This window comes from Brasilonema bromeliae SPC951 (genome assembly GCF_012912135.1).
In the GTDB taxonomy this organism is placed as follows: domain Bacteria; phylum Cyanobacteriota; class Cyanobacteriia; order Cyanobacteriales; family Nostocaceae; genus Brasilonema; species Brasilonema bromeliae.
Genome location: NZ_QMEB01000003.1, coordinates 28,367 through 49,594, shown reverse-complemented (window position 1 = coordinate 49,594; position 21,228 = coordinate 28,367). Strand labels below are relative to the sequence as shown.

The following is a 21,228-nucleotide window of genomic DNA, read 5'->3' as shown; positions in this document are numbered from 1 at the left end:
ATGAACGCTAGTCTCTTGGGTGAGGAGATGCTATCTATGAATTCGGAGTGGTGTTATGGATGTTCAAACGCCTTTCAATCGCGTTTAGGTAGCGATCGCTCATTTCCTCAATTGTAACTTTTATTAAAGTATGATTACCAGTTGTTAAAACCCGCAAACCTATTTCGGAATTCCCAACCGTACCAAGTTTTTGCCAATGATCACCTAGTTGTTCTCTTAAAAGACTCTCCCAAGTTTCTTGTTGTTCTATTCCAACAGAGACTATAATCCGTGCGCCACCTTCACCAAAAAGAACTTCATCCCAACGTTGGTTGTTGTCTGCTGGTAATTCTAATTGGATATCAGCACCAAATTTGCCCGTTATACAACATTCTGCCAGAGCAACGGCGACTCCACCCTCAGCACAATCATGAGCCGAACGTACCCAACCTTTGCGAATTCCCTCGCGACAGACTTGTTGTACTTGGCGTTCCAATTCAAAATCAACTCGTGGCGGTATTCCAGCAACAGTGTTGTGGATAGTGGCTAAATATTCCGAACCTCCTAGCGTAGAGTGGGAAGAAAGTTCACCCAACAAATAAATTACATCACCATTCACTTGCCAAGCTTGACCACAAATCTTGGTCAAATCAGGGATTAAGCCTACCATACCCACAACAGGGGTAGGATAGATTGGTTGTGGCTTACCTTGAGAATCGAGAGTTTCGTTGTAAAGAGAGACATTTCCGCCAGTCACTGGAGTTGTCATTTCTCGACAACCTTCAGCCAAACCGCGACAAGCTTCTGCTAATTGCCAGTAACCAATAGGTTTTTCTGGACTACCAAAATTCAGGTTATCAGTAACTGCTAAAGGTTCTGCACCCACACAGCTAAGATTTCGTGCTGCTTCTGCGACAACTGCCTTCGCTCCTTCATAGGGATCAAGATAAACATAACGGGGATTGCAGTCTACCGTAGCCGCTACGCCGCTTTGGGTATTGGAAACTTTCCCCTGAACCTCTACTTCCTGTGGACGTAAGCGAATCACAGAAGCATCTGCACCACCTGGTAGCAGAACGGTATTATTCTGTACCTGGTGGTCATACTGTCGATATACCCAACGTTTTGATGCGATTGTAGGAGTATTCAGCAAAGTCAACAGGATGTCATTCCAACTTTGCAAGCGTCCTTGAATTTCAATGCCAGCAAATGTACTCTTAGGCAGAGAATCAGGAGTCCATTCCCAAGCTTTTCGCACATATTCCGGTGGTTGGGCCAACAATTCCCGGTGATATAGGGGCGTATTTTCTGCCAACGCCGTTGCAGGAATTTCTGCAGCAACTTCACCCTGGAATAAAATCCGGACAATGGGTTCAGCAATGACAGAACCTGCAACAACTGCATGGAGTCCCCAACGATGGAAAATGTCAATTAACTCTTGTTCGCGTCCCTTGTGCGCAACAAACAGCATCCGTTCTTGAGATTCCGAAAGCAGATATTCGTACGGAACCATTCCTGCTTCGCGTACAGGAATCTTATCTAAATCAAATTCAATCCCCACATCGCCTTTTGCAGCCATTTCTGAGGTAGAACAGGTAATACCAGCAGCCCCCATATCCTGTGCGGCGACGACTGCACCTGTTTTAAACGCCTCCAAGCAAGCTTCAATCAGCGACTTCTCCAAAAAAGGATCACCCACTTGTACCGCTGGACGATCATCCATAGACTCATCACTGAGTTCTGCACTGGCAAAACTTGCACCTCCCATACCATCACGTCCGGTCGTAGAACCAACATAAAGAACGGGGTTACCTATACCAGACGCGCCAGATTTCACAATTTCTGGTGTTTCCATCAATCCCAGCGCCATCACATTCACCAAAGGGTTGTCAGAATAAGCGGGATCAAAGTAAACTTCACCGCCGACAGTGGGGACACCTACGCAATTTCCGTAATGGGAGATACCAGCAACCACACCACTAAAAAGCCTTTGGGTTTTCGCATCGTCCAGAGAACCAAAGCGCAGAGAATTTAACACCGCAATGGGACGCGCACCCATTGTAAAAATATCTCTTAAGATACCTCCTACTCCTGTCGCAGCTCCTTGAAAAGGTTCGACCGCTGAGGGGTGGTTATGTGACTCAATCTTAAACGCAAGTCGCAGACCATCGCCCAAATCTACAACACCAGCATTTTCGCCAGGTCCAACAAGAATGCGGGGTCCTGTCGTGGGAAACTGTTTGAGTAACGGACGGGAATTCTTGTAACAGCAATGTTCTGACCACATCACCCCAAACATTCCCAGTTCCGCTTTGTTGGGATGACGCCCCAGACGCATCACGATTTCTTCATATTCTTCTAGCTTCAAACCAACAGCCGCGATTTCTTCAGGAGAAAAAGGAGCAGAGGAAATGGGGATCATGGCAATAATGCAGCAAGGGGACAGAGCATTATTTTAGCGATTTAAGTGCCCTGTAGGTATTCACGCAAATGGTTTTCTATTTTCTCAAGTCAGATGCTGCGTGCTTTGTTCTGCTGCGTTAAGCTAGCTGCGCCTCCGGCGATCGCTATTCTTACTGAAGTCTCTTGCAAGACGTGACAAATTGGTATTCCTACTACCTTAGCCGATTATTCTTCTATGGTAGAGATTGTCGAGCAACTGTATAAACACGTAAATTTTTATAGAGGCTTTAAGTTTCAGAAAAATCAAATAAGTGTTTTCACTATTTGAAGAAGAGAAATCCTTTCATACCATTAATATTAACTAAGTCAAGTATGGTAAACAAGTTTTCCCATATACAATACGCGTATCTAAAGTGATGATTTAACAAGTTCGAAATTGTTACAATCATCGGTTTTTTCATGGGCAATCATACTTGTATTAGTTTGTAAAATTTGATTTTTGTAGTGTGCTCACTACTACTCAACACAATTGTCCCACGTACCCAATTGATTGAATTTGTGGTTTAATCTGCTCTTTTCACAAAAGGAATTGTATAAAAATGTTAGGGGAATCTTTCTCTGTTGAAAGTTCCTCTAACATTTTTCACATACAACAGAAAACCCCATTTCTTGGTAGGACTGGCTCCCCAATGTACTAATGCGTTGGACGCGGAAAGAAAGCTACCACTTGAAACCAGTAAAAATATTACAATATAAGTGTTGTTTCTTTGTCACTTTTTCCTTGTTGTACTTATACAAAAAAGCACCTATGCTGTCGGGCAAAGCCATTCCTCCAGATAAGGCTGTAATCCTTATAGCATCTACTTTTTGTCATTTATAACTGTTTAGTTATTTCTACCGCGCTGCACTAGCTTGGCTTCCAGTCTGAAGTGCAAGTTACACATTTGGGATGCTCCCAAAATAACTATTATGTGTATAAAATGATTTATCGAAATTAATACAGTTTCTGATTATCCAGAAACTGCTCCTTCTTAGGTAAAAGGCTATGCTGGTTGTATCTTAATTTTTGAGTTATGAAAAAGATGAAATTATGCGTATTTATGTATCTATGCAGTTTATTAGAAATAGTTTTGTGATGAGAATCACTGGTGCTGATGATTAAGATCCTATGTTTTATATAAGCCAATAGACATAATACTAATAACTGAACTCTAGCCGAGTCATTAATAGGGAACACACTAAACGCCGACAGCTTTCACAAGAAAACTGTCGGCTTTTTGTATAAAAGAGGAAATAGAGAAATAAAAATAGTAACAAATGACTCTTGACTATCAAATGAAATTTCCCCACAACTTGTTAGTAACTTGACACAAATTGTGCCGTAGCCACTATCCAGTGTGGGGAGAGTATGATCAGTATGTGGGTATTATTGAGATTGAGAATGAGTTGACTGCATTCTCACTTTGTAGTCTGCAAGTCCACTCAAAGAAGTCTCACTAACTTTGTCTTACGACATCGCTTGGATGATGTAATCAAAGTAGGGGGCTGCTTCAGCCGCGTCTTCTGCATTCAGTAAGTTAAGGGAGGCTTTTTTCAGACAGTTGATTGCTTCTACCATTCCAGGTACGGGAACGCCAAGGGAATTGTACATTTCCCTGACGCCAATTAAACCAATATCTTCAATTGGTTGTTTGTCACCAGCTAGTATACCGTAAGTGATTAGGCGCAAATACCATCCGTAGTCACGAACACATAAAGCCCGTTGCTTGTCACCGTATGCATTGCCCCCAGGTGCGATAAAGTCAGGACGCTTCTGCCAAAGCTGTTTAGTAGCTTCTTGAACTATCTTTTTTTCATTTTCGGCTAGGGTTGAGACAATTCGTATCCGTTGCTCGCCGGTTTGCAAATAGTCTTTGATATTGTTGAGTTCGCCACTGCTAGGATAACGCAGTTCGTCGTCGGCTTTGAGAATAACTTGGCTTACTACAGTCATGATTATTGCAATGACATGAATTAATTATTATTTGCTAGTTTAACGAGTCTTGAGGACACAAGTGAAGAGAGGACAAGGAAACAATGTAATCGGGAACCAGCGGAAGACACTTCCGTACCAAGAGTTGTTGGGCGGCTGACGCCCGTGGTCTAAACTATGCCCCAAGGGAGGTTTCACCGCCTTGCACTGGCTGGTAATGAACGGTAAGTTGCACACTCAGGGGGGATCCCCCGTGCGCTACCTCCAGAACCTCCAAAGGCGCACTGCTTGCTAATAAGTAATGACTAATGACTAAAAAAAATTGGAAACAAGGTGAGTTAATTGACGTTGAGATAGTGGATTTGAATGATGCAGGTGATGGTGTAGGGCGTTGGGAAGAAAGGGTCGTATTTGTAAGCGACACTGTACCGGGCGATCGCGCTGTTGTCTTTTTGGTACACGTTAAACCTAACTACGCTCACGGTAAACTCAAACAACTTTTGAAATCATCACCCTACCGCGTCCGACCTAGCTGTATCGTGGCTGATAAATGTGGTGGTTGTCAATGGCAGCATATTGATTATCAATACCAGTTACTAGCAAAGCAAAATCAAGTTATCCAGGCTTTGGAACGTATTGGTGGTTTTGTCCAACCACCAGTAGATCCAGTGCTTTCGACTCCTGAATGTTTGGGCTACCGTAACAAAGCGACTTATCCTGTGGGATTATCTGCCACTTTTACGGTTCAAGCTGGTTACTACCAAAAAGGTAGCCACCAATTGATTAACTTGAACCAATGTCCCGTACAAGATCCAAGATTAAATCCTTTGCTGTTGGAAGTTAAACAGGATATCCAAAAGCGGGGTTGGGAAGTTTACAACGAACAGCACCACACAGGTGTTGTACGTCATCTTAGTTTACGCATTGGTCGCCGCACAGGGGAAATATTACTAACTTTGGTGGTTAAGGATTGGAATTTACCCGGAATTCAAGACCAAGCGCTGGAATGGTTAAAACGCTATCCCCAGTTAGTGGGGGTTTGTTTGAACCGCAACCCAAACCGTACGAATGCCATTTTTGGACGAGAAACTCATTGCATTGCTGGGCATTCTTACTTAAGAGAAAAATTTGCCGGACTAGAATTCCAAGTACGACCGGATACATTTTTTCAAGTACATACAGAGACGGCAGAAGCATTGTTGCAGGTCGTTCAATCAGAACTCAATTTACAAGGTTCTGAGGTATTACTGGATACTTATTGTGGTATTGGGACTTTGACATTGCCACTTGCCAAACAAGTTAGGAAAGCAATGGGGTTAGAATTGCAACCAGAGGCAGTAGAACAAGCGATTTTAAATGCAAAGCAGAATGATATTTCAAATGTCATTTTTCAGACTGGGGCTGTCGAGAAATTACTTCCCCAAATTGAAATTCTGCCAGACATCGTTTTGCTTGATCCACCGCGTAAGGGATGCGAACGTACTGTTATTGAAACTTTACTCAAATTTCAACCCCCACGTATTGTTTATATCAGTTGTAAAGTTGCTACCCTTGCTCGTGACCTGAAATTACTTTGTGAAAACGGGGTATATAATCTCACACGGATACAACCGGCTGATTTCTTTGGGCAAACCGCTCATGTGGAAGCTGCCGCATTTCTTGTGCTATCGCAATCGGACAAAGGTACTAACTCATTTGCAACTTAACTGAAATAAAAATTTGTCGTCCAACGTATCGTAACAATGCTATAATACTATTAAGAGAAATATATAATTCCTTTTGTCTAAAGAGATTGACGTTGCAAAAACTCTCCCAAAAATATGAAATGAGTTGTCTAAGATGCGAATCGGCGTAAAAGAGTATTAACCTACTCTTTTGACTAAAAAACATATCAGTTGCTTACTGTTTAAACAGTTGCAAACAAGCCGTTTTTTCTGTAAGTGACTCTATGTCGTAAAGGAGAGTTAATGCTCCCTAGCATTTTCAAAATTTAGTTGTGAAGACGAAAGTTTGAAGGCAACATAACCACCTCAAATTCTATCAGGGTGCCTGTGACAGCAAACTGATGTCTAGCTAACTCTGAAAGCTACGGGGTTTCTATTGTGATTACTATCTCGCTTCGTCCTACAGGGCGTAATTGGGGCACAATTAGTTTTGCCTCAACTTTGTACCTCTGTCCGATACTAGATTTGCTTTTGGCAGAAATTCCGGGCAAATTACAAGCAGAACTGCGGCTAGGACTTCAAGAAGCTCTGGTAAATGCAGCCAAACATGGTAACAATCTAGATCCTGGGAAAAGGGTTGTCGTTCGCTTTTCCTTAATTGATAATCAGTATTGGTGGGTCATATCAGACCAAGGTAGCGGTTTTACACCATGTTTTACCAGCGACGTTGATATCGATCCTACAGAATATTTACCAGCCGATGAGTCAGAAAATGGTCGTGGTATGTCTATTCTTCATCAAATTTTTGACCAAGTTCAGTGGAACAGTAAAGGTACAGAGTTGAGGCTTTGTAAACAGATAGAAAATCGAAACCGACTCGCTTTGCGACGGTGAAGACGGATAAGCCAGAGGAGGGAGGACAACACTTCCTCATCTGGCTCATCCTCGTCACCTTCGGCTATCTCTTTTGCTCGCCGTGAGTTGGACAAGGTGGAGCAGAAATAGAACGATCCAACCAAAGCGCTGCTTGCTGGAGTCTGAGTAAAGCTTCTTGTGGTTCATCTTTGAGGAGAAACACAAGAGCTGCTGCTACTTGTTCACTTGCGCGAACATTGCGGTTAGACTTGAGACGATGCCAATCGTTAGGAGATATGCTCAGCTTCTCCATCAGGGCTTGGGCTAGTTCCAAGCTGCTAAACTGACTCAGTTGATTAGCTTGAGGTAGCTGGCTTGATTTCGACATGATATCAGACATGAGTGCCGAGTACTGAAGTTGTGGGTGATAGTCTGGGGCTATTTCATTCTATGCACAACCACACAGTCTAATAGCCGAAGTCTGTTAAAACTCAATACGGTTCAGCTAGCGTTAAAACTGAGATCTTACCCGCCATAATTATTGCGATTTTGTAGCCTCAAAAGCTTATTATTCCCTAGCGCGGGCACTGTTCACCTTACTCTTTTTGAGAAAGTGAGCCAGCGCGGTCTTGGGGAGCCAGCGCGTTGGGGAGCCAGTACTGCAGGAGGGTTTCCCTCCGTAGGTATCTGGCGTTCGGGTTTCCCGACTTGTAGACGCCGGAGGCGGCTTCCCGCAGGGTAGCACCTGGCGTTGTGGGGGTGTGGGGTGTAGGGGAAATGCACAGTCCTTTCACCCGGAGCGGGTACAAGCCCAGACCGCCACGCACTCCATAGCGGTTTGCACTCTATTGTGGTATGGGGTTCCCCCTACACCCTTATACCCTTATACCCTTATACCCTTACACCCCTAACGTAGGGCGTTGACAATAAATATTTTTTTCGCTAAGCGCTACATTGATAGTTCTGTTTTTTTTATACAAATCTGCGTTCAGAAACAGCATTTAAAAATGGGGGGAGATGAAGCAACCCACCTACTATCTTTGAATGCAACGCGGGTATCAGTATTACTTGTCCGACAGTACGTAGTAGGGTGTGTTATGCCTGGTGGCTCACCATGATCATCAGGCTTTGGTGCGTTATGCTACGCAATAACACAATACGGTTCAGTTAAGGTAATGGTAGGTTGGGTTAAGCGTAGCGCAACCCAACAACAAACGTTTTGTGTTGGGTTTCCTGGCGTCAAACGCCAGACACCTACGGAGGAGCCAGTGCGGTCTTGGGGTCTCCCCAAGTGGAGCATCTGGCGTTGGAAACCCTTCTGCATGGCTAGCGCTCCCCAACCTACGCAATTTAAGGGTTTTGGCTCTAACTGAACCGTATTGCGCAATAACACACCCTACAGATACTTAAATTTTTTCACCAAATCAAATCGGATTCTTATATTACTTGTCCGACTGAAAACAAGGCATCTCGTGATGAAGGCGATTCGCCGAGTTTTTTGAAGTTTTGCACCAAGGGAAAACTACAGATGTTCGTTTTCTCGGCAAGTTTTACCGAATGAAGAATCATAAGCTTAAGCGTTTCCTTTTTCCCAGACAAAACGGGACAGCCGTTCCAGCATGGCAGATTTTTGGGTTGTTTATGTTGATATTCTTCTCAATAAGCAGCCAAACACAGCCAGGATTGGCTAGTCTTACGAGTAACTTATTTACAAAGTTGTCGAGTTTTGTCATGGTTTCCCCCAACTCAGAGCAGAACAACTTTGCTAATCAGAGAAGAACGCTATATGTCAGCCCTGACGGTAAGGGGAATGCCTGTACAAGCACAGCACCCTGCACCCTGACAAGTGCGCAGCAGTATGTGCGTTCCATCAATACCTCCATGAAAACCGATATTACCGTCATTCTGAAAAACGGCACCTATTACCTGTCAGATACTTTTACCCTAGGAACACAGGACAGTGGCTTCAACGGGCATTCTATCATTTTTCGAGCCCAAACACCCGGAAAAGTTGAACTTTCAGGCGGTAAGGTGATTACGGGATGGCAAACTCAGGACGGAAAGGTTTTTCAGGCTACGGTGGATAACCAGGATTTCCGTCGGCTGTTCATCAATGGCGTTCCAGCTATCCGCGCCCGACAACCAAACACTGGCACTTATTTTCGTGTTGTTAATTGGGACATACCCAATAAAAGGGTGGAAGTAAACCCAAGCGAGATCAATCGATGGAAGAAACTCAGCGAAGCAGAAATGATAGTTTTCAGACACTGGACTATCAACAGATTTAAAGTTGAAGACTTTACAATAAACGGTAACATTGCTTCTGTCGCGCTACAGAATCCAGGCAGAGATCTAGCTTTTATGGGCAATACCCAATTCCTGGAACCAGAACTCTCCTATTATTTTGAGAATGCTTATGAATTTCTTGACGACAAGGGAGAGTTTTATCTCGATAAGGAAGCACACACCTTATATTACATACCCCGCCCAGGCGAAGACATGTCCCGAACAACTGTTATCGCCCCGCGTCTTGAGCATATCCTAAAAATTGCCGGAACCGCTGAAAAACCAGCACATAATATTGTTTTTCAAGGCATCGTTTTTCAGGATACCAACTGGACAGCACCTTCGCAAAAAGGATTTATCGGTGGCCAGGCTGGTACGGAAGTTAGCACAAAGCACGTATGGGGCGATACGACGATGATCGCAGGGGTAGAACTGTCTTACGCGGGAAACGTCAGCTTTGAGAAATGCACCTTCCGTAATATGAGTGCTTCAGGCGTCAATGCTTCTACGGATGTTGAAAACCTCTCCATTAGGGACAGTCATTTCGAGAACCTGGGGGGACAAGGCATTGTTATGGATACCCTTTTGCACTCGGAACCTGCAACAGCGACGATTCGCAATGTGTTAATCAACAACAATACCCTTACCGCCCTCGGTCAGGACTATCCAAATTCAGTAGGAATTTTCGCTGGTTTTGTCGAAAACATGATTGTTGAAAACAATAAACTGTGGAATCTCCCTTACACAGGTATCAGCATTGGCTGGGGATGGACGAAGGATATCCACAGGGTAAAAAGCAACACTATCAGGAACAACGAAATTTACAACGTCATGCATACCCTTGATGACGGTGCGGGTATTTATACTTTGTCTAACCAGTATAATACCTTGATTTCAGATAATTATATTCACCATGTTGTTCGCTCTCCCTGGGCTGCAAGCTATCCGATCTCCGGTGTTTATCTGGATCAGGCAAGTGGAGGGATTACAGTCACAAGAAACAAAATCGATAATGTTCTTATGCCAATTTATACACATCAGATTCAAAATAATAACATTATCGAGGGTAATTGGCCGAACGCCGTGACCGATAACAAGTCCTAAGAAACGGTATAAAATCACAATCCAGTATTTGTCAGGACTTCCTCATAGCGTTTACCTGCGCTTTCCCAAGTGAATTGACTTTCTACGAATTGTCTGCCGTTACGAGACAATTCTGCTCGCAATTGCGAATTTTCAAATAATTGACGAATAGCTGTAACGTATTCTGTAGGCTGATTTGCTCGTAATGCCCTCAATGGTATATTTGAACCATCTACAGCCAGTCCTTCTAAACCACGCTCACTTGCTACAACTGGCACACCTGCAGCCATCGCCTCTAAAGTTTTATTTTTAATACCAAATCCCGTCCGCATAGGCACAACGCAGACTGTTGCTTTGTGTAAATATTCTACCATAGAAGGAACACGCCCGGTAACAGTAATTCCGGGCTTTTCTTTGAGTGCTAAAACTTCTGGTGCAGGACGAGAACCAACAATATCAAAAGTAGTATCAGGGTAAAGCTTTTGAATTTCTGGTAATATTTCGTTGCTAAAAAAACAAACAGCATCAATGTTTGCTAAATTATCCATAGCACCAATGAAAATGATACGATGTCCGTTTGGATCATAAGTGCGGTAGGGAAAAGAAACTAAATCTACCCCATTGGGAATAACTTGAATTTCGCTGTTTGGGTTAAATTCTTGCATCTGAACCCTATCTTCTTCTGTTGTCACCACAATTGCCGAGAATTTAGAGCAGTAGCGTTGTTCATAACGACGCAAAAGTGGTAAATAGAGTTTATCGCGAAATCTATTTTCCGAAATGCCCGTTTTTAGCTGGTTGCGACAAGTACCGTAGACTGAACTATGAACATTAACTATAGTTCTAAGATGTTTTTGAAAATGCGCTCGCACATAAATTTCATTCACGCTATGTTCACAGGTAATAACATCACATTTCCCCGCCTCCACAAAGTTATCAATCCAAGTTTGCATCTCGCTTGAGTAGCGGTTTAACACACTTGGTGGTGTTCCTTGTTGTATAAAAGAATAAAAGCGCTGGATTTTTTTTAGTATTCTTCCAGATTTACTCGTGTCTTGAGGGCGATTAAAAACAATTAAGTTATCAACACAATTCCGTAATTCTACTACTTCTGTATCTGTCACATCAGGCTCTCGTTGAGTCACCAGCGTAATAACATGATGTTGGCTGAGATACTTGAGTAAATGAAATGTCCTTACCTGGGTTCCGCCTCGTGTAGGAGGATAGGGAAATGTGGAAGATAGCATTAAGATATTCATAAACCTAATTATAGGGAACGCTTAACAGGGAATAGGGAACGCTTAACAGGAAACAGGGAACGCTTAACAGGGGAAAAACAATAAAAGTGTACCTAGCTTCGTAAAAATCAAATAGGAGTTCTATAAAAGTCCTATACTAACAAAAGCGGTGATATATAGCAGTCCTAAATCATTCGTAAGATTTTCTCCTCTGTTTCTTGGCGTCCTTGGCGTCTTGGCGGTTCGATAAATTCTCACAACTCATATAGGATTGCTATAGCAGTCCGAAATCATTTGTGAGCAAACTTGATACCCGACTTCTGGTAAAAAGTCGGGTATTTTAGTTTTTGAATTTTCACAACTCATTTCGGTTTACTATACATATAGGATGACTTTTAATCACAATTTATATCATCATTTGACGACTGATAAATTTAAAATTTTGATAAACTACGTGAAGAAACCAAGGATATTTCATGATGGAAGATTTTGGTGTTTACACACTTGCCAATGATATTGTTTATAATCAATTAGTGGCATTACTAAATAGCATTGAAGTGAATGTTAGCCCAAATATTCCGATTTGTATTATTCCCTATGATGAAAGACTAGAGCTAGTGAAGCTAGAGGTAAGTTCTCGACCTAATGTCACCTTGTTTGAGAACAAAAGCTCAATGCAACGCTGGGAAGATTTTTACAATCAAGTTTGGAATGCCCATCCCCAGGCTAGGCAGCTAAAGCAAGGTCACTCTCGAAAATGGTACAAACAAAGTAATTTATTGAGGAAAATGTGTGCCTTTGATGGCAACTTTAAACGATTTGTCTTTTATGATGCCGATAGTTTGGCAATGACTTCGCTGGATAGGGTTTTAGAAAAGCTAGACGACTACGACTTTGTTTTTGATGACTGGGAGCATGGCAAGTCAAGTCCTGTTGCAGCACTCAATTTTTCTCGGATTGAAAAGGCAATTTCCTTGCCAGAATCCCAGGTCAAACCACTATTACATTGCTCTAGTTTCTTCGGTTCAAAAGAGGGAATTTTTGGCAAGGATGAGCTAGAGATGCTAAGAGAGCGTTTGGTGGTAAACCAGGAGTTTACCTGGATTAATGAGCGGTCTTGGTGGTGTGATGCAGACTTATTTAGTTACATGACATTCCGATGCGATCATCGCCCACTATTTAACTTTACCCTCAGCCCCAATGGTCAAGACATAACTGGTAATTGTGCCGACGCCGACCCTTTTATCAATATTAATAATGTCCTCTACAATCAAGATGGATTAAAACCGATTCATCGCCTGCATTACATGAATTATCCTGCAATTGATTTTACTCGGTTGTGTCAAGGCGAAGACGTTGATATTCGTTACAAAAATGAATTTTTATACTATCGATTTCTGAAAGAACCAGAAAAACGACCTAAGCAACTCAAGCCACCGAGTATAGTGGTTAAAACCCATAGATTCATGCAAAAGGTTAAGAGTAGAATTGAAAGAACTATTTCTTAAGTTTAGTTTTTGTCAACCCTACTATTACAAAAATGCCTAAAGTCAGTGTTTGCATTCCGACTTTTAATCGTGTTAATCTGCTGCCTTTCGCAATTGAAAGTGTACTCCAGCAGACTTATCAAGATTTTGAATTAATTGTTTGTGATGACGGTTCTCAGGATGAGACAGCTAAACTCATGTCGCAGTATACAGATAGCCGCATCAAATACATCCGTCATCAGCAAAATATTGGTAAAAGCAATAATATGCGCTCTGGCTTTGATGCTGCAACAGGGGAATATTTTATAAAATTTGATGATGATGACAGGTTAACTTCAGATTTCCTATCACGTACCACAGCAATTCTGGATAAAAACCCCAATATTGATTTTGTTGGAACTGACCACTGGGTGATTGATATTAACAATATCCGAGATGATACGAAAACACAAGAAAATTCTCGTCGCTGGGGTAGGGCGAATTTGCCAGAAGGTGTTGTTGATAATTTACAGGAAGTTGTCTTTGTGAATCAAAGCTTTCAAATTGGTGCAACCTTATTTCGCCGTTCTACCTTGCAAGAATTAGGATTTATGCAGCCTAATTGGCAAAATTGCGAAGACAATGATTTATTTGTGCGGCTGGCTTTGGCAGGAAAGAAAGGCTATTATCTACCAGAGTTGTTAATGGAATATCGTTTCCATGCACAACAGCAAGGGATTGACAGGGCGATTCCTTATTTATCTGACAAGTTACGATATTTGGAAAGTTATCAATTTGAGTTTGAGAAGCTGGAGAAAATTAGACAACAGCGTCTTACAGAAACACAGTTATTGTTAGGGTTACGGTTAATTGAAAAGGGTGAAACGCAAAAAGGAAGAAAGTTAGTTTTAGCAGGGAAGTCTTTTTCTCCTGCTAAGGCGTGGACTGGGTTGGGGTTGTCGCTGTTACCTGTGAGGTTGCGTTCTTTGGTGTTTGATTTGGTGAGAAGAGTGAAGGGGTAGGGGAGATGGAGGGGTGAAAATTGAAAAACTCAGATCCCCGACTTGTAGTGAGAAGTCGGGGATCTTGTTTCTTACAAATGATTTAGGACTGCTATAGCAATCCTATTTGAGTTGTGGAAATTATCGAACCGCCAAGACGCCAAGAACGCCAAGAGAAGAAACAGAGATTTTCATGAATTATTTAGGACTGCTATATATATGTATTGATATTTAGATAACACTCACCCTGCCTAAATACCCTAAATCTAGTTAGGATAAGAAAAGGTGTGAATTATTGCCACTTGAGCTAGAGTGGTGCTGAATTAAATACAGGCAAGAATCCGCATGGATACAAATGAGTTAAAGTTTCTACTCAAGTTATTAGGATGTCCTAATTATCGGTCAAGCCTTAGTGCTAGTGGTTTCAAAGCTTTTAAGGGTAAAGATAAAATTTGTCAAAGTTTAGGCGATCGCGAACTAGTAGACTATTCCCGCGAGATTGCCTCAGTTAAAATTTTACCACCTGGTAACGCTTTATTGAAACTCGAATCAGCTCAGTTGCCAATCACAGATCAAGAATTCAAGGTACTAGAAAAGATAAGTAAAGCTGCTGGTAAAGTCTCCCCCAGCAAAATCAAAGTGTCGTCGTTGAAAGCGCCTGAGAAAGAGGCGATATTGAAAACTCTGAGTGAACGGGGATTGATTGACGCTGAATCCAAAATCAAAAAGACTAAAGCTGAAGTATGGCTGACTGAACGAGCACTAGAGTATTTACGGGAAGATTATAGTCCGAAGGGCGCTGCAACGATTAGATTGGATTTGCTGAATAATTACCTGCGCTTTTTACGGAAATCTCTACATAGTAAGCCTGAGGAAGTCTCTACTTCAGCACCTACCAGTAGAGAATCGGCTGCTGTAACAATTATCAATTTGACTGACGAAGAAATTTTAGAAACCATCCGGAGATTAGATCGGGAACTGGGTACTGACAATTATTTGCCAATCTTCCATCTGCGGCAAAAGTTACAACCTCCGCTGTCACGGGAAGAAGTAGATAAGGTGCTCTATCGTCTGGAAGAAGCTGACCAAATTGAATTGAGTACATTAGCAGAACCACGCGATTATACTCCTGAACAAATTGACGCTGGAATTTCTCAGATCAGCGGTGGCTCTTTGTTTTTCATCACAGCAATCTAGCGACATACACCTAAATTATGAGCAGGCTAACTTTAAGACAGCAGGGATATTGGCATGGCAACAATTGATCAAGTTATTAAAAAATCGCTGAATCCATTTGATAACCCAGCAGCACGTAACTTTTGGGAAGAGCAAGAGCCATTCCCTACTGTTGAATCTATTCATCAAAAGCAATTAATCGAAATTAAAAGTGTAATAGCACAAATTGCCCAAGACCATGAAACCCGTAGCCTAATTCTCTATGGTGACGTTGGAACGGGAAAGACTCATTTCTTGGGTCAGCTCAAAGAACAGCTAAATGACCAAGCTTTTTTCGTTTACATTGAGCCATTTTCTCAGAGCGACCGTATCTGGCGGCACATCTTACGCTACACCGTTGATAGTTTGGTTAATGCTCCAGCAGGACAAGCAGATTCCCAATTAATCCTCTGGATCAAAAGCTGCTTGTCTACGATTGAGAAGGGCTTAAAAAGCGAGCAGCAAAAATTTATTGATAGAATTAAAGGCTTTTTTGGAAAAACAGACACTGAACGCGATCGCCAACTCTTCATTGACATCCTTAAAAAGACCATCGGTACCACAGGAATTTACAATGCCAATGAATTTTTTGGTGTGCTTTATGACCTGACAAATCCAGACTTATACTCTCTAGCTTGTGAATGGTTGAAAGGGGATGATTTAGATGAAGAAAGTTTGAAAAAGTTAAAAGTTAAGCAATCTATTGATGATGAAGACAAGGCGCGGGGTATTTTAGCCAACTTTAGCAAAGTTTCTGCGAAAACCCAGCCCATTGTGTTGTGTTTCGATCAGTTAGATAGCATTGCTCGTTTACCAGATGGCTTTCTTGATCTACAAGCTTTATTCAACGTCAACTCTACAATTTATAACGGCAGGTGGAAAAATTTCCTGATTATCATCAGCATCAGAACAGAGAACTGGTATAACAATTCTAAGCGAGTTCAGCCCTCTGACATAGATAGAGTTAGTATCAGAATTCCACTAAAACGCATCACGCTGGAAGAAGGCGAAGCCCTCTTAGCTTCTCGACTCTATCCCCTGCACAATCAAGCTAACCCCAAACCTACTTCCCTAATTTACCCGTTAAATCGGCAGGTGTTAGAAAAAGTGTTTCTCAGCCGCAAAGCTACACCCCGCGATTTTCTGACGCTAGGGAAACAACTATTCCAGGATTATAAGGAATGGCTATTTAGAGATAAACAACCTCCTCAGCCAAAATGGTTTGATGGTGAGGTGACGGTAGAAACGGAAATTTCTTGGGAGGTAATTAAAGCAGAATTTGAATTGCTATGGCAGCAGGAATATCAAAAAGTTCAGGGAAAAAATACCAAAATTATCTTGTTAGCTGCACCCGATCTCATTTGGATGTTGCAACAAGCCTTGGAAGCATTACAAGTACAGGAAATTAAGCCGAAACTTATAAGTGGAAGGTACGCTAGTTATTCTTTGAGTTATCAACAACCTGGTAAGCGTGAACGGGTAGGAGTAGTCTGGACAGAAGATTCACACATGAACAGTTTTTTCAATATGATGACTGCTTGCCAGAAAGCTATTCAGCAAAATCTCTGTCAAACTATGTACTTGCTCCGGGCTGGAGGGGTAGGGAAACCAAACCTTGTTGGGAATCAGCTCTACCAACAGATTTTCACATCTACTAATCATCGTCATATCAAGCCTAATCTGTCTTCTGTTCACTATTTGGCGACATACCACAGCTTTGTGAAGTCAGTGGAAGCTAATGAATTGGTGCTTGCAAGTAAAACCATTACTTTACAGGAACTACAAACCTTAATCCGTGAGTCTAAAATTTTAGAAAAATGTACTTTATTACAGGATTTAGGAATTCTTTCTAAACAAGAGACTGTTCCAGAAGATAGAAATGGGAAAAAAGATTTCAGACCTGTCAAAGATTTCTTGTTGAATCTAATCAAAACTCAAGGTTACATGGGAGTTCCAACTTTAATGATACAGTCTGTTAATCAGTTTTCTTTTGTTAAAGAAGCTGATGTTCAACTCTTGATTGATCTATTGTGTCAAGAACAGAAGGTGACAATTATTAATCCAAAAGCTAAGTTACAAGACCAATTAATTTGTTTCATAGCTAAAACATGATTTTTGTTTGAAAGCCAATGCAATATCTCACACAACCAACTGAAATACGAGCGCAAATAGCCAAATTTGCCTCGGCTAAAACCCTATGGCTAGATACAGAAATCGCTGACTGGGATACTTACTATCCGAGACTGTCGCTCATTCAAGTGCTAGCTGAACCGACAAACTTGACGAGTGACTCTGCTTATATCCTTGATGTATTGAATAAACCTGATTTAGCAGCATATTTTATTAATCAAATTATAGTTAACCCCCAAATAGAAAAAGTATTTCACAACGCCAGCTTTGATTTAAAATATCTTGGAGGTAAGCAAGCACCAAATGTTACCTGTACGCTGAAGCTAGCCCGAAAAATTACCCGCGAAGTTTTGCAAGTCTCTAATCTACAACTGAAAACTTTAGCAACGGAACTTTGTCAATTCTCTAATGTAGATAAAGAAGAACAGGGAAGCGATTGGGGAAAACGACCTCTCACACAAAAACAACTACACTATGCTGCAATGGATACAGTCTATCTGGCTGCTGTCCATCGTCGCTTATTGGAAATTTCTAACCCTAATACTATAAATAATATTTTTGATATGGTAGCTAATGGTTCAAAATCAAGAAAAAAATCTGAACAATTATCTTTAAGCGCTACAAAAGTACGAGTTGCTTTTGAATGCCCACGCTTATTTTATCTCAATCAGCGCTTTGGAGGCAATACATTATTTTTGCCTCCAGAAAATCCTGTTGGAATTGGTAATACATTTCATCAATTAGCTAATGATTTTGTACGTTTTGTTTCTCATGAACCTCAATGTACAGATTTGTTTCAACCAACAGCAGCCCAATTAGAGATAGAGGAAATTGCTTCTAGTCTGCAACAGATTTTTTATGAAATCAAGTTTTATTCTTACCTACAAGAAGCTATTAAAAAAGATTCGAGTCAAGCACAAGCATTATTCAAAGTTTGGCAAGGATTACAAGGACTCATCAAACACTTTGCCCAATTGCTAATCATCAATCGCCGCTATTGCAGTGCAGAAACACTTATTCGTGACACTTTTATCACTGAAGAGCGCAAGCTTGAGTACTACTTTAATCTGCCGGATGACACGCAGCAACGAATAGCAGGGGAATTTGATTGCTTAGTCTACAATTTTGAAAAAAAGCGCCTTTGTGTGGTGGAATTTAAAACCTATCAACCAGCGGATCCATCAGCACAATTAGCTCAAGTTGCGCTTTATAGTTATATGCTGTGGCAAAAGAAAAAAGTAGCTGTTGACTCAGCGGTTTACTGTGTTTTACCAGAATTCAAAGAGTATCAGTATTCTTGGGAACAACTGGAAAATACGGTTCATCAGTTGATTCCTTATAAATTACAGCAAATGCGTCAATGGTTGACTTGGGAACCACCATTACCTAATTCTCCACCCTTAACAACCCAGCCTCACCTGTGCAAAATTTGTCCACAGCAGCAAAAGTGTCAAAGTTACTTTGTGGAACAATCTCAAGGTGAGGAATCATCTTATGAAGAGAATCAGCAAAAAACAGTTAGTCAGGATGAACAGACAGGAAACAATCATAAGCAACCATTTAATCCTGATGAAATGGGAGAAAATTTGGTTAAAACTCTGCAATCTTTTGGTATTAGTGTAGATTATCACGGAGCGGCTGTTGGTCCAGCTTTTGTTCGGGTAAAACTTAAGCCTCAACTTGGTGTTAAGGTGAACTCCTTGCTGAAATTGTCAGCAGATTTGCAAGTTCAATTGGGGTTAGCAAATCCGCCTCTGATTTCCCCTCAAGCTGGATATGTCAGTATTGATTTACCTCGTCCCGACAGACAAGTTGCTAAGTTTGAGAATTACATAAAATCGCAAGTTTTGCCAGCAACAGCACCAGTGAAAATTGCAATTGGAGTAAATTTGGAGGGACAACTGATAGAAGCTGATTTGTCTGATCCAAATACGTGTCACTTTTTGGTAGGGGGGACTACTGGAAGTGGGAAGAGTGAGTATTTGCGATCGCTCCTCCTCAGTCTCATTTTGCGTCATTCCCCTGCACATTTACAAATTGCTCTTGTTGATCCTAAACGAGTGACATTTCCTGAGTTTGAGCGGATGCAGTGGTTGTATTCACCTGTTGTGAAGGAGAGCGATCGCGCTATTGAACTGATGCAGGAACTGGTAACAGAAATGGAATCGCGCTATCAACGGTTTGAAAAAGCGAAATGCGCTGATTTAAGTACTTATAATCAACGTTCTCCTCAGCCTTTGCCTAGAATTGTCTGCATCTTTGATGAATACGCTGATTTCATGGCGGAGAAAGAATCCCGCACAGCACTAGAACAAAGTATAAAACGATTAGGTGCAATGGCAAGAGCAGCCGGAATTCATTTGATTATCGCCACTCAACGCCCAGAAGCCGGTATTGTCACCCCAATTATCCGCTCAAATTTACCAGGAAGGGTTGCACTGAGAACTGCTAGTGAAGCAGACTCAGCTATTATCTTGGGAGGTAAACAAACAACCGCTGCTCGTTTATTAGGGAAAGGCGATTTGCTTTATCAAATGGGCGCTCAATTGTACCGCTTACAAAGTTTATTCGCAACAGATATTCGGCTACCCCTCTCAACCTCCCATCGGTAACAGGGTTGATTCAGCGTAACTATTGCATTGACTTAGTTTGCGGAATTGTTGGAGAAGGTTGGTTAGTTAAGTTTGGTATAAATTGACTGATAAGGAAAAGTGTACTCAGAGTTAATGCAACTGATAAAATTGCAATCATAATAGGATTATTTTTTCGAGTGCTTAGTTTACCTTGTGTATATGCTGTATTGGCTATATCTATTTCACGCCTAGACTGTTCTAAAATTGATTGAAGAGCATTAATTTCTTCATCTTCGAGTTCTCGGAATTGCTCTTGCCTAAAAGCATTTTCTATAATTTTTACTTTTTCTTCTGGAGATGCTTGACCAAGTTCTGTTTTAATAACTTTGTAAGGATTATTTTGCTTTACAGGTTGTGATAATGGTGGAGTTTGAGCCGTTGAAGCTTGTTGAGGTTGACCATTTTGTTGGAAAGATTTTTCCGAAAATTTCTGTAGGTTTTCGTGCTTACTAGGTTGTGATGATGGAGTTTGAGAGGTTGGCTTGGCATGTTGTGATGATTTAGTTTGAGGAGTTGATCGAAGTGGACTATCTTGTTTAATCTCTTCTTTAGTAAAGCTATACAGGTTATTTTGCCTTACAGGTTGTGATGACTTAGTATGAGAAGTTGGCGCTTGAGTTGAGGGACGCTGAGTCTTGCTTATTTGATTTGTTTTCAATGACCATCTATAGTCACTATCTTGCACAACCATATGCTTTAATGAAGAGTATAGGTAGTGGTTTATCTCTCTTCTTTCAACTCCAAGCATATCAGCAATATGTACTGCTCTTAGAGGAGTACCACGCTTTAAAATTTCAACAATTTTCGATTCTAAATTATCCATCTTAGCCCCCGATTTGCATCTTTTCTAATGATGCTGAGATAGCTATTCCATTGCTCCAATGTGCTTTCCGGATATTTTTAATTGGCATGGAGTAATGCCTTCTGCACAGACAGAAAGACACGATCATAGTACTGTATGATATAAAGAAAATTACGTAACTCAATTAACTTGTACCTACCGTAAAGCTATCAATCATTTTTAGGATCGTTTTTTCTCTAAACCTTCTGAAAGCTTGAATTCAGAATTTATAAACAAAACTATTGAGCCGAACTTTGCTAAATTGCTTTGTATCTATTATAACCATAATAGATCTAAAATAAGAAAGATTACACCCTTATCTCCCCACCAAAGTACCGCTCACTGCTATAATCTTGACTGCTTCAATTAAAGAAGCGTCACTGAGGTCATGCTCTTGACTATTTAAAAATATTAAACTTCGCAAAAATTTTCTCTCTATAATAAAACATTTACGTTAAGTAG

Annotated in this window: 15 protein-coding genes; 8 read left to right on the top strand and 7 right to left on the bottom strand. The window is 41.2% G+C overall.

What is annotated here, in order from left to right:
* Window positions 1-34 precede the first annotated feature (34 nt).
* Together purL and DP116_RS00860 are read right to left on the bottom strand one after the other, a co-directional pair.
* A complete protein-coding gene (purL, locus tag DP116_RS00865; RefSeq protein WP_169153363.1) occupies window positions 35-2,401 on the bottom strand; it encodes a phosphoribosylformylglycinamidine synthase subunit PurL in 2,367 nt (788 codons plus the stop codon).
* A gap of 1,488 nt (window positions 2,402-3,889) precedes the next feature.
* Window positions 3,890-4,375, bottom strand: a complete 486-nt coding sequence (locus DP116_RS00860) for an allophycocyanin subunit alpha-B (RefSeq protein WP_169153362.1) — start codon at window positions 4,373-4,375, stop codon at window positions 3,890-3,892.
* Window positions 4,376-4,662: 287 nt separating this feature from the next.
* Between DP116_RS00860 and rlmD the strand changes: the two genes are divergently transcribed.
* Complete coding sequence (gene rlmD, locus DP116_RS00855) at window positions 4,663-6,060, top strand: 23S rRNA (uracil(1939)-C(5))-methyltransferase RlmD (protein ID WP_169153361.1); 1,398 nt, start codon at window positions 4,663-4,665, stop codon at window positions 6,058-6,060.
* Window positions 6,061-6,456: 396 nt separating this feature from the next.
* Window positions 6,457-6,912 carry an ATP-binding protein gene (locus tag DP116_RS00850; protein WP_169153360.1) on the top strand — a complete coding sequence of 152 codons (456 nt, stop codon included), beginning with the start codon at window positions 6,457-6,459 and terminating at the stop codon, window positions 6,910-6,912.
* A 64-nt stretch (window positions 6,913-6,976) separates the two neighbouring features.
* Here the strand turns inward: DP116_RS00850 and DP116_RS00845 are convergent, their stop codons facing one another.
* The 3 genes from DP116_RS00845 to DP116_RS00835 form a co-directional block, all read right to left on the bottom strand.
* Window positions 6,977-7,261 carry a DUF6439 family protein gene (locus DP116_RS00845; RefSeq protein WP_169153375.1) on the bottom strand — a complete coding sequence of 95 codons (285 nt, stop codon included), beginning with the start codon at window positions 7,259-7,261 and terminating at the stop codon, window positions 6,977-6,979.
* Window positions 7,262-7,469: 208 nt separating this feature from the next.
* Window positions 7,470-7,667: a hypothetical protein gene (locus DP116_RS00840; protein WP_169153359.1), complete on the bottom strand. Its 198-nt coding sequence runs from the start codon at window positions 7,665-7,667 to the stop codon at window positions 7,470-7,472.
* Between the two features lie 347 nt (window positions 7,668-8,014).
* Window positions 8,015-8,197 (bottom strand): hypothetical protein, encoded by a 183-nt coding sequence (locus tag DP116_RS00835; RefSeq protein WP_169153358.1) that lies wholly within the window; start codon window positions 8,195-8,197, stop codon window positions 8,015-8,017.
* A gap of 233 nt (window positions 8,198-8,430) precedes the next feature.
* Here DP116_RS00835 and DP116_RS00830 point away from each other — a divergent pair, with 233 nt between their 5' ends.
* Entirely contained in the window at window positions 8,431-10,263 is a 1,833-nt protein-coding gene (locus DP116_RS00830) for a right-handed parallel beta-helix repeat-containing protein (RefSeq protein WP_169153357.1), read from the top strand.
* A 14-nt stretch (window positions 10,264-10,277) separates the two neighbouring features.
* Here DP116_RS00830 and DP116_RS00825 read toward each other — a convergent pair whose 3' ends face one another.
* The gene (locus DP116_RS00825; RefSeq protein WP_169153356.1) at window positions 10,278-11,501 is read right to left on the bottom strand and encodes a glycosyltransferase family 4 protein; all 1,224 of its coding nucleotides are present in this window, start codon (window positions 11,499-11,501) and stop codon (window positions 10,278-10,280) included.
* A 455-nt stretch (window positions 11,502-11,956) separates the two neighbouring features.
* Here DP116_RS00825 and DP116_RS00820 point away from each other — a divergent pair, with 455 nt between their 5' ends.
* The 5 genes from DP116_RS00820 to DP116_RS00800 all read left to right on the top strand — a co-directional run bounded on the left by DP116_RS00820 (window position 11,957) and on the right by DP116_RS00800 (window position 19,904).
* The gene (locus DP116_RS00820) at window positions 11,957-12,988 is read left to right on the top strand and encodes an Npun_R2821/Npun_R2822 family protein (protein ID WP_422614236.1); all 1,032 of its coding nucleotides are present in this window, start codon (window positions 11,957-11,959) and stop codon (window positions 12,986-12,988) included.
* A 32-nt stretch (window positions 12,989-13,020) separates the two neighbouring features.
* Window positions 13,021-13,968, top strand: coding sequence for a glycosyltransferase family 2 protein (locus DP116_RS00815; protein WP_169153355.1), 948 nt, complete (start codon window positions 13,021-13,023; stop codon window positions 13,966-13,968).
* A 324-nt stretch (window positions 13,969-14,292) separates the two neighbouring features.
* Entirely contained in the window at window positions 14,293-15,144 is an 852-nt protein-coding gene (locus tag DP116_RS00810; protein WP_169153354.1) for a transcription factor RcaD, read from the top strand.
* A 54-nt stretch (window positions 15,145-15,198) separates the two neighbouring features.
* Window positions 15,199-17,274: an AAA family ATPase gene (locus tag DP116_RS00805; RefSeq protein ID WP_169153353.1), complete on the top strand. Its 2,076-nt coding sequence runs from the start codon at window positions 15,199-15,201 to the stop codon at window positions 17,272-17,274.
* Between the two features lie 17 nt (window positions 17,275-17,291).
* Window positions 17,292-19,904, top strand: coding sequence for a DNA translocase FtsK (locus DP116_RS00800; RefSeq protein WP_169153352.1), 2,613 nt, complete (start codon window positions 17,292-17,294; stop codon window positions 19,902-19,904).
* A 19-nt stretch (window positions 19,905-19,923) separates the two neighbouring features.
* Here DP116_RS00800 and DP116_RS00795 read toward each other — a convergent pair whose 3' ends face one another.
* Window positions 19,924-20,748, bottom strand: a complete 825-nt coding sequence (locus DP116_RS00795) for a hypothetical protein (RefSeq protein WP_169153351.1) — start codon at window positions 20,746-20,748, stop codon at window positions 19,924-19,926.
* Between the last annotated feature and the right edge of the window lie 480 nt (window positions 20,749-21,228).

Bases quoted from the DNA above. Each gene is read 5' to 3' on its own strand.
- purL (WP_169153363.1), bottom strand. From the start codon at position 2,401: ATGATCCCCATTTCCTCTGCTCCTTTTTCTCCTGAAGAAATCGCGGCT.
- DP116_RS00860 (WP_169153362.1), bottom strand. From the start codon at position 4,375: ATGACTGTAGTAAGCCAAGTTATTCTCAAAGCCGACGACGAACTGCGT.
- rlmD (WP_169153361.1), top strand. From the start codon at position 4,663: ATGACTAAAAAAAATTGGAAACAAGGTGAGTTAATTGACGTTGAGATA.
- DP116_RS00845 (WP_169153375.1), bottom strand. From the start codon at position 7,261: ATGTCGAAATCAAGCCAGCTACCTCAAGCTAATCAACTGAGTCAGTTT.
- DP116_RS00835 (WP_169153358.1), bottom strand. From the start codon at position 8,197: ATGCAGAAGGGTTTCCAACGCCAGATGCTCCACTTGGGGAGACCCCAA.
- DP116_RS00830 (WP_169153357.1), top strand. From the start codon at position 8,431: ATGAAGAATCATAAGCTTAAGCGTTTCCTTTTTCCCAGACAAAACGGG.
- DP116_RS00825 (WP_169153356.1), bottom strand. From the start codon at position 11,501: ATGAATATCTTAATGCTATCTTCCACATTTCCCTATCCTCCTACACGA.
- DP116_RS00820 (WP_422614236.1), top strand. From the start codon at position 11,957: ATGATGGAAGATTTTGGTGTTTACACACTTGCCAATGATATTGTTTAT.
- DP116_RS00815 (WP_169153355.1), top strand. From the start codon at position 13,021: ATGCCTAAAGTCAGTGTTTGCATTCCGACTTTTAATCGTGTTAATCTG.
- DP116_RS00810 (WP_169153354.1), top strand. From the start codon at position 14,293: ATGGATACAAATGAGTTAAAGTTTCTACTCAAGTTATTAGGATGTCCT.
- DP116_RS00805 (WP_169153353.1), top strand. From the start codon at position 15,199: ATGGCAACAATTGATCAAGTTATTAAAAAATCGCTGAATCCATTTGAT.
- DP116_RS00800 (WP_169153352.1), top strand. From the start codon at position 17,292: ATGCAATATCTCACACAACCAACTGAAATACGAGCGCAAATAGCCAAA.
- DP116_RS00795 (WP_169153351.1), bottom strand. From the start codon at position 20,748: ATGGATAATTTAGAATCGAAAATTGTTGAAATTTTAAAGCGTGGTACT.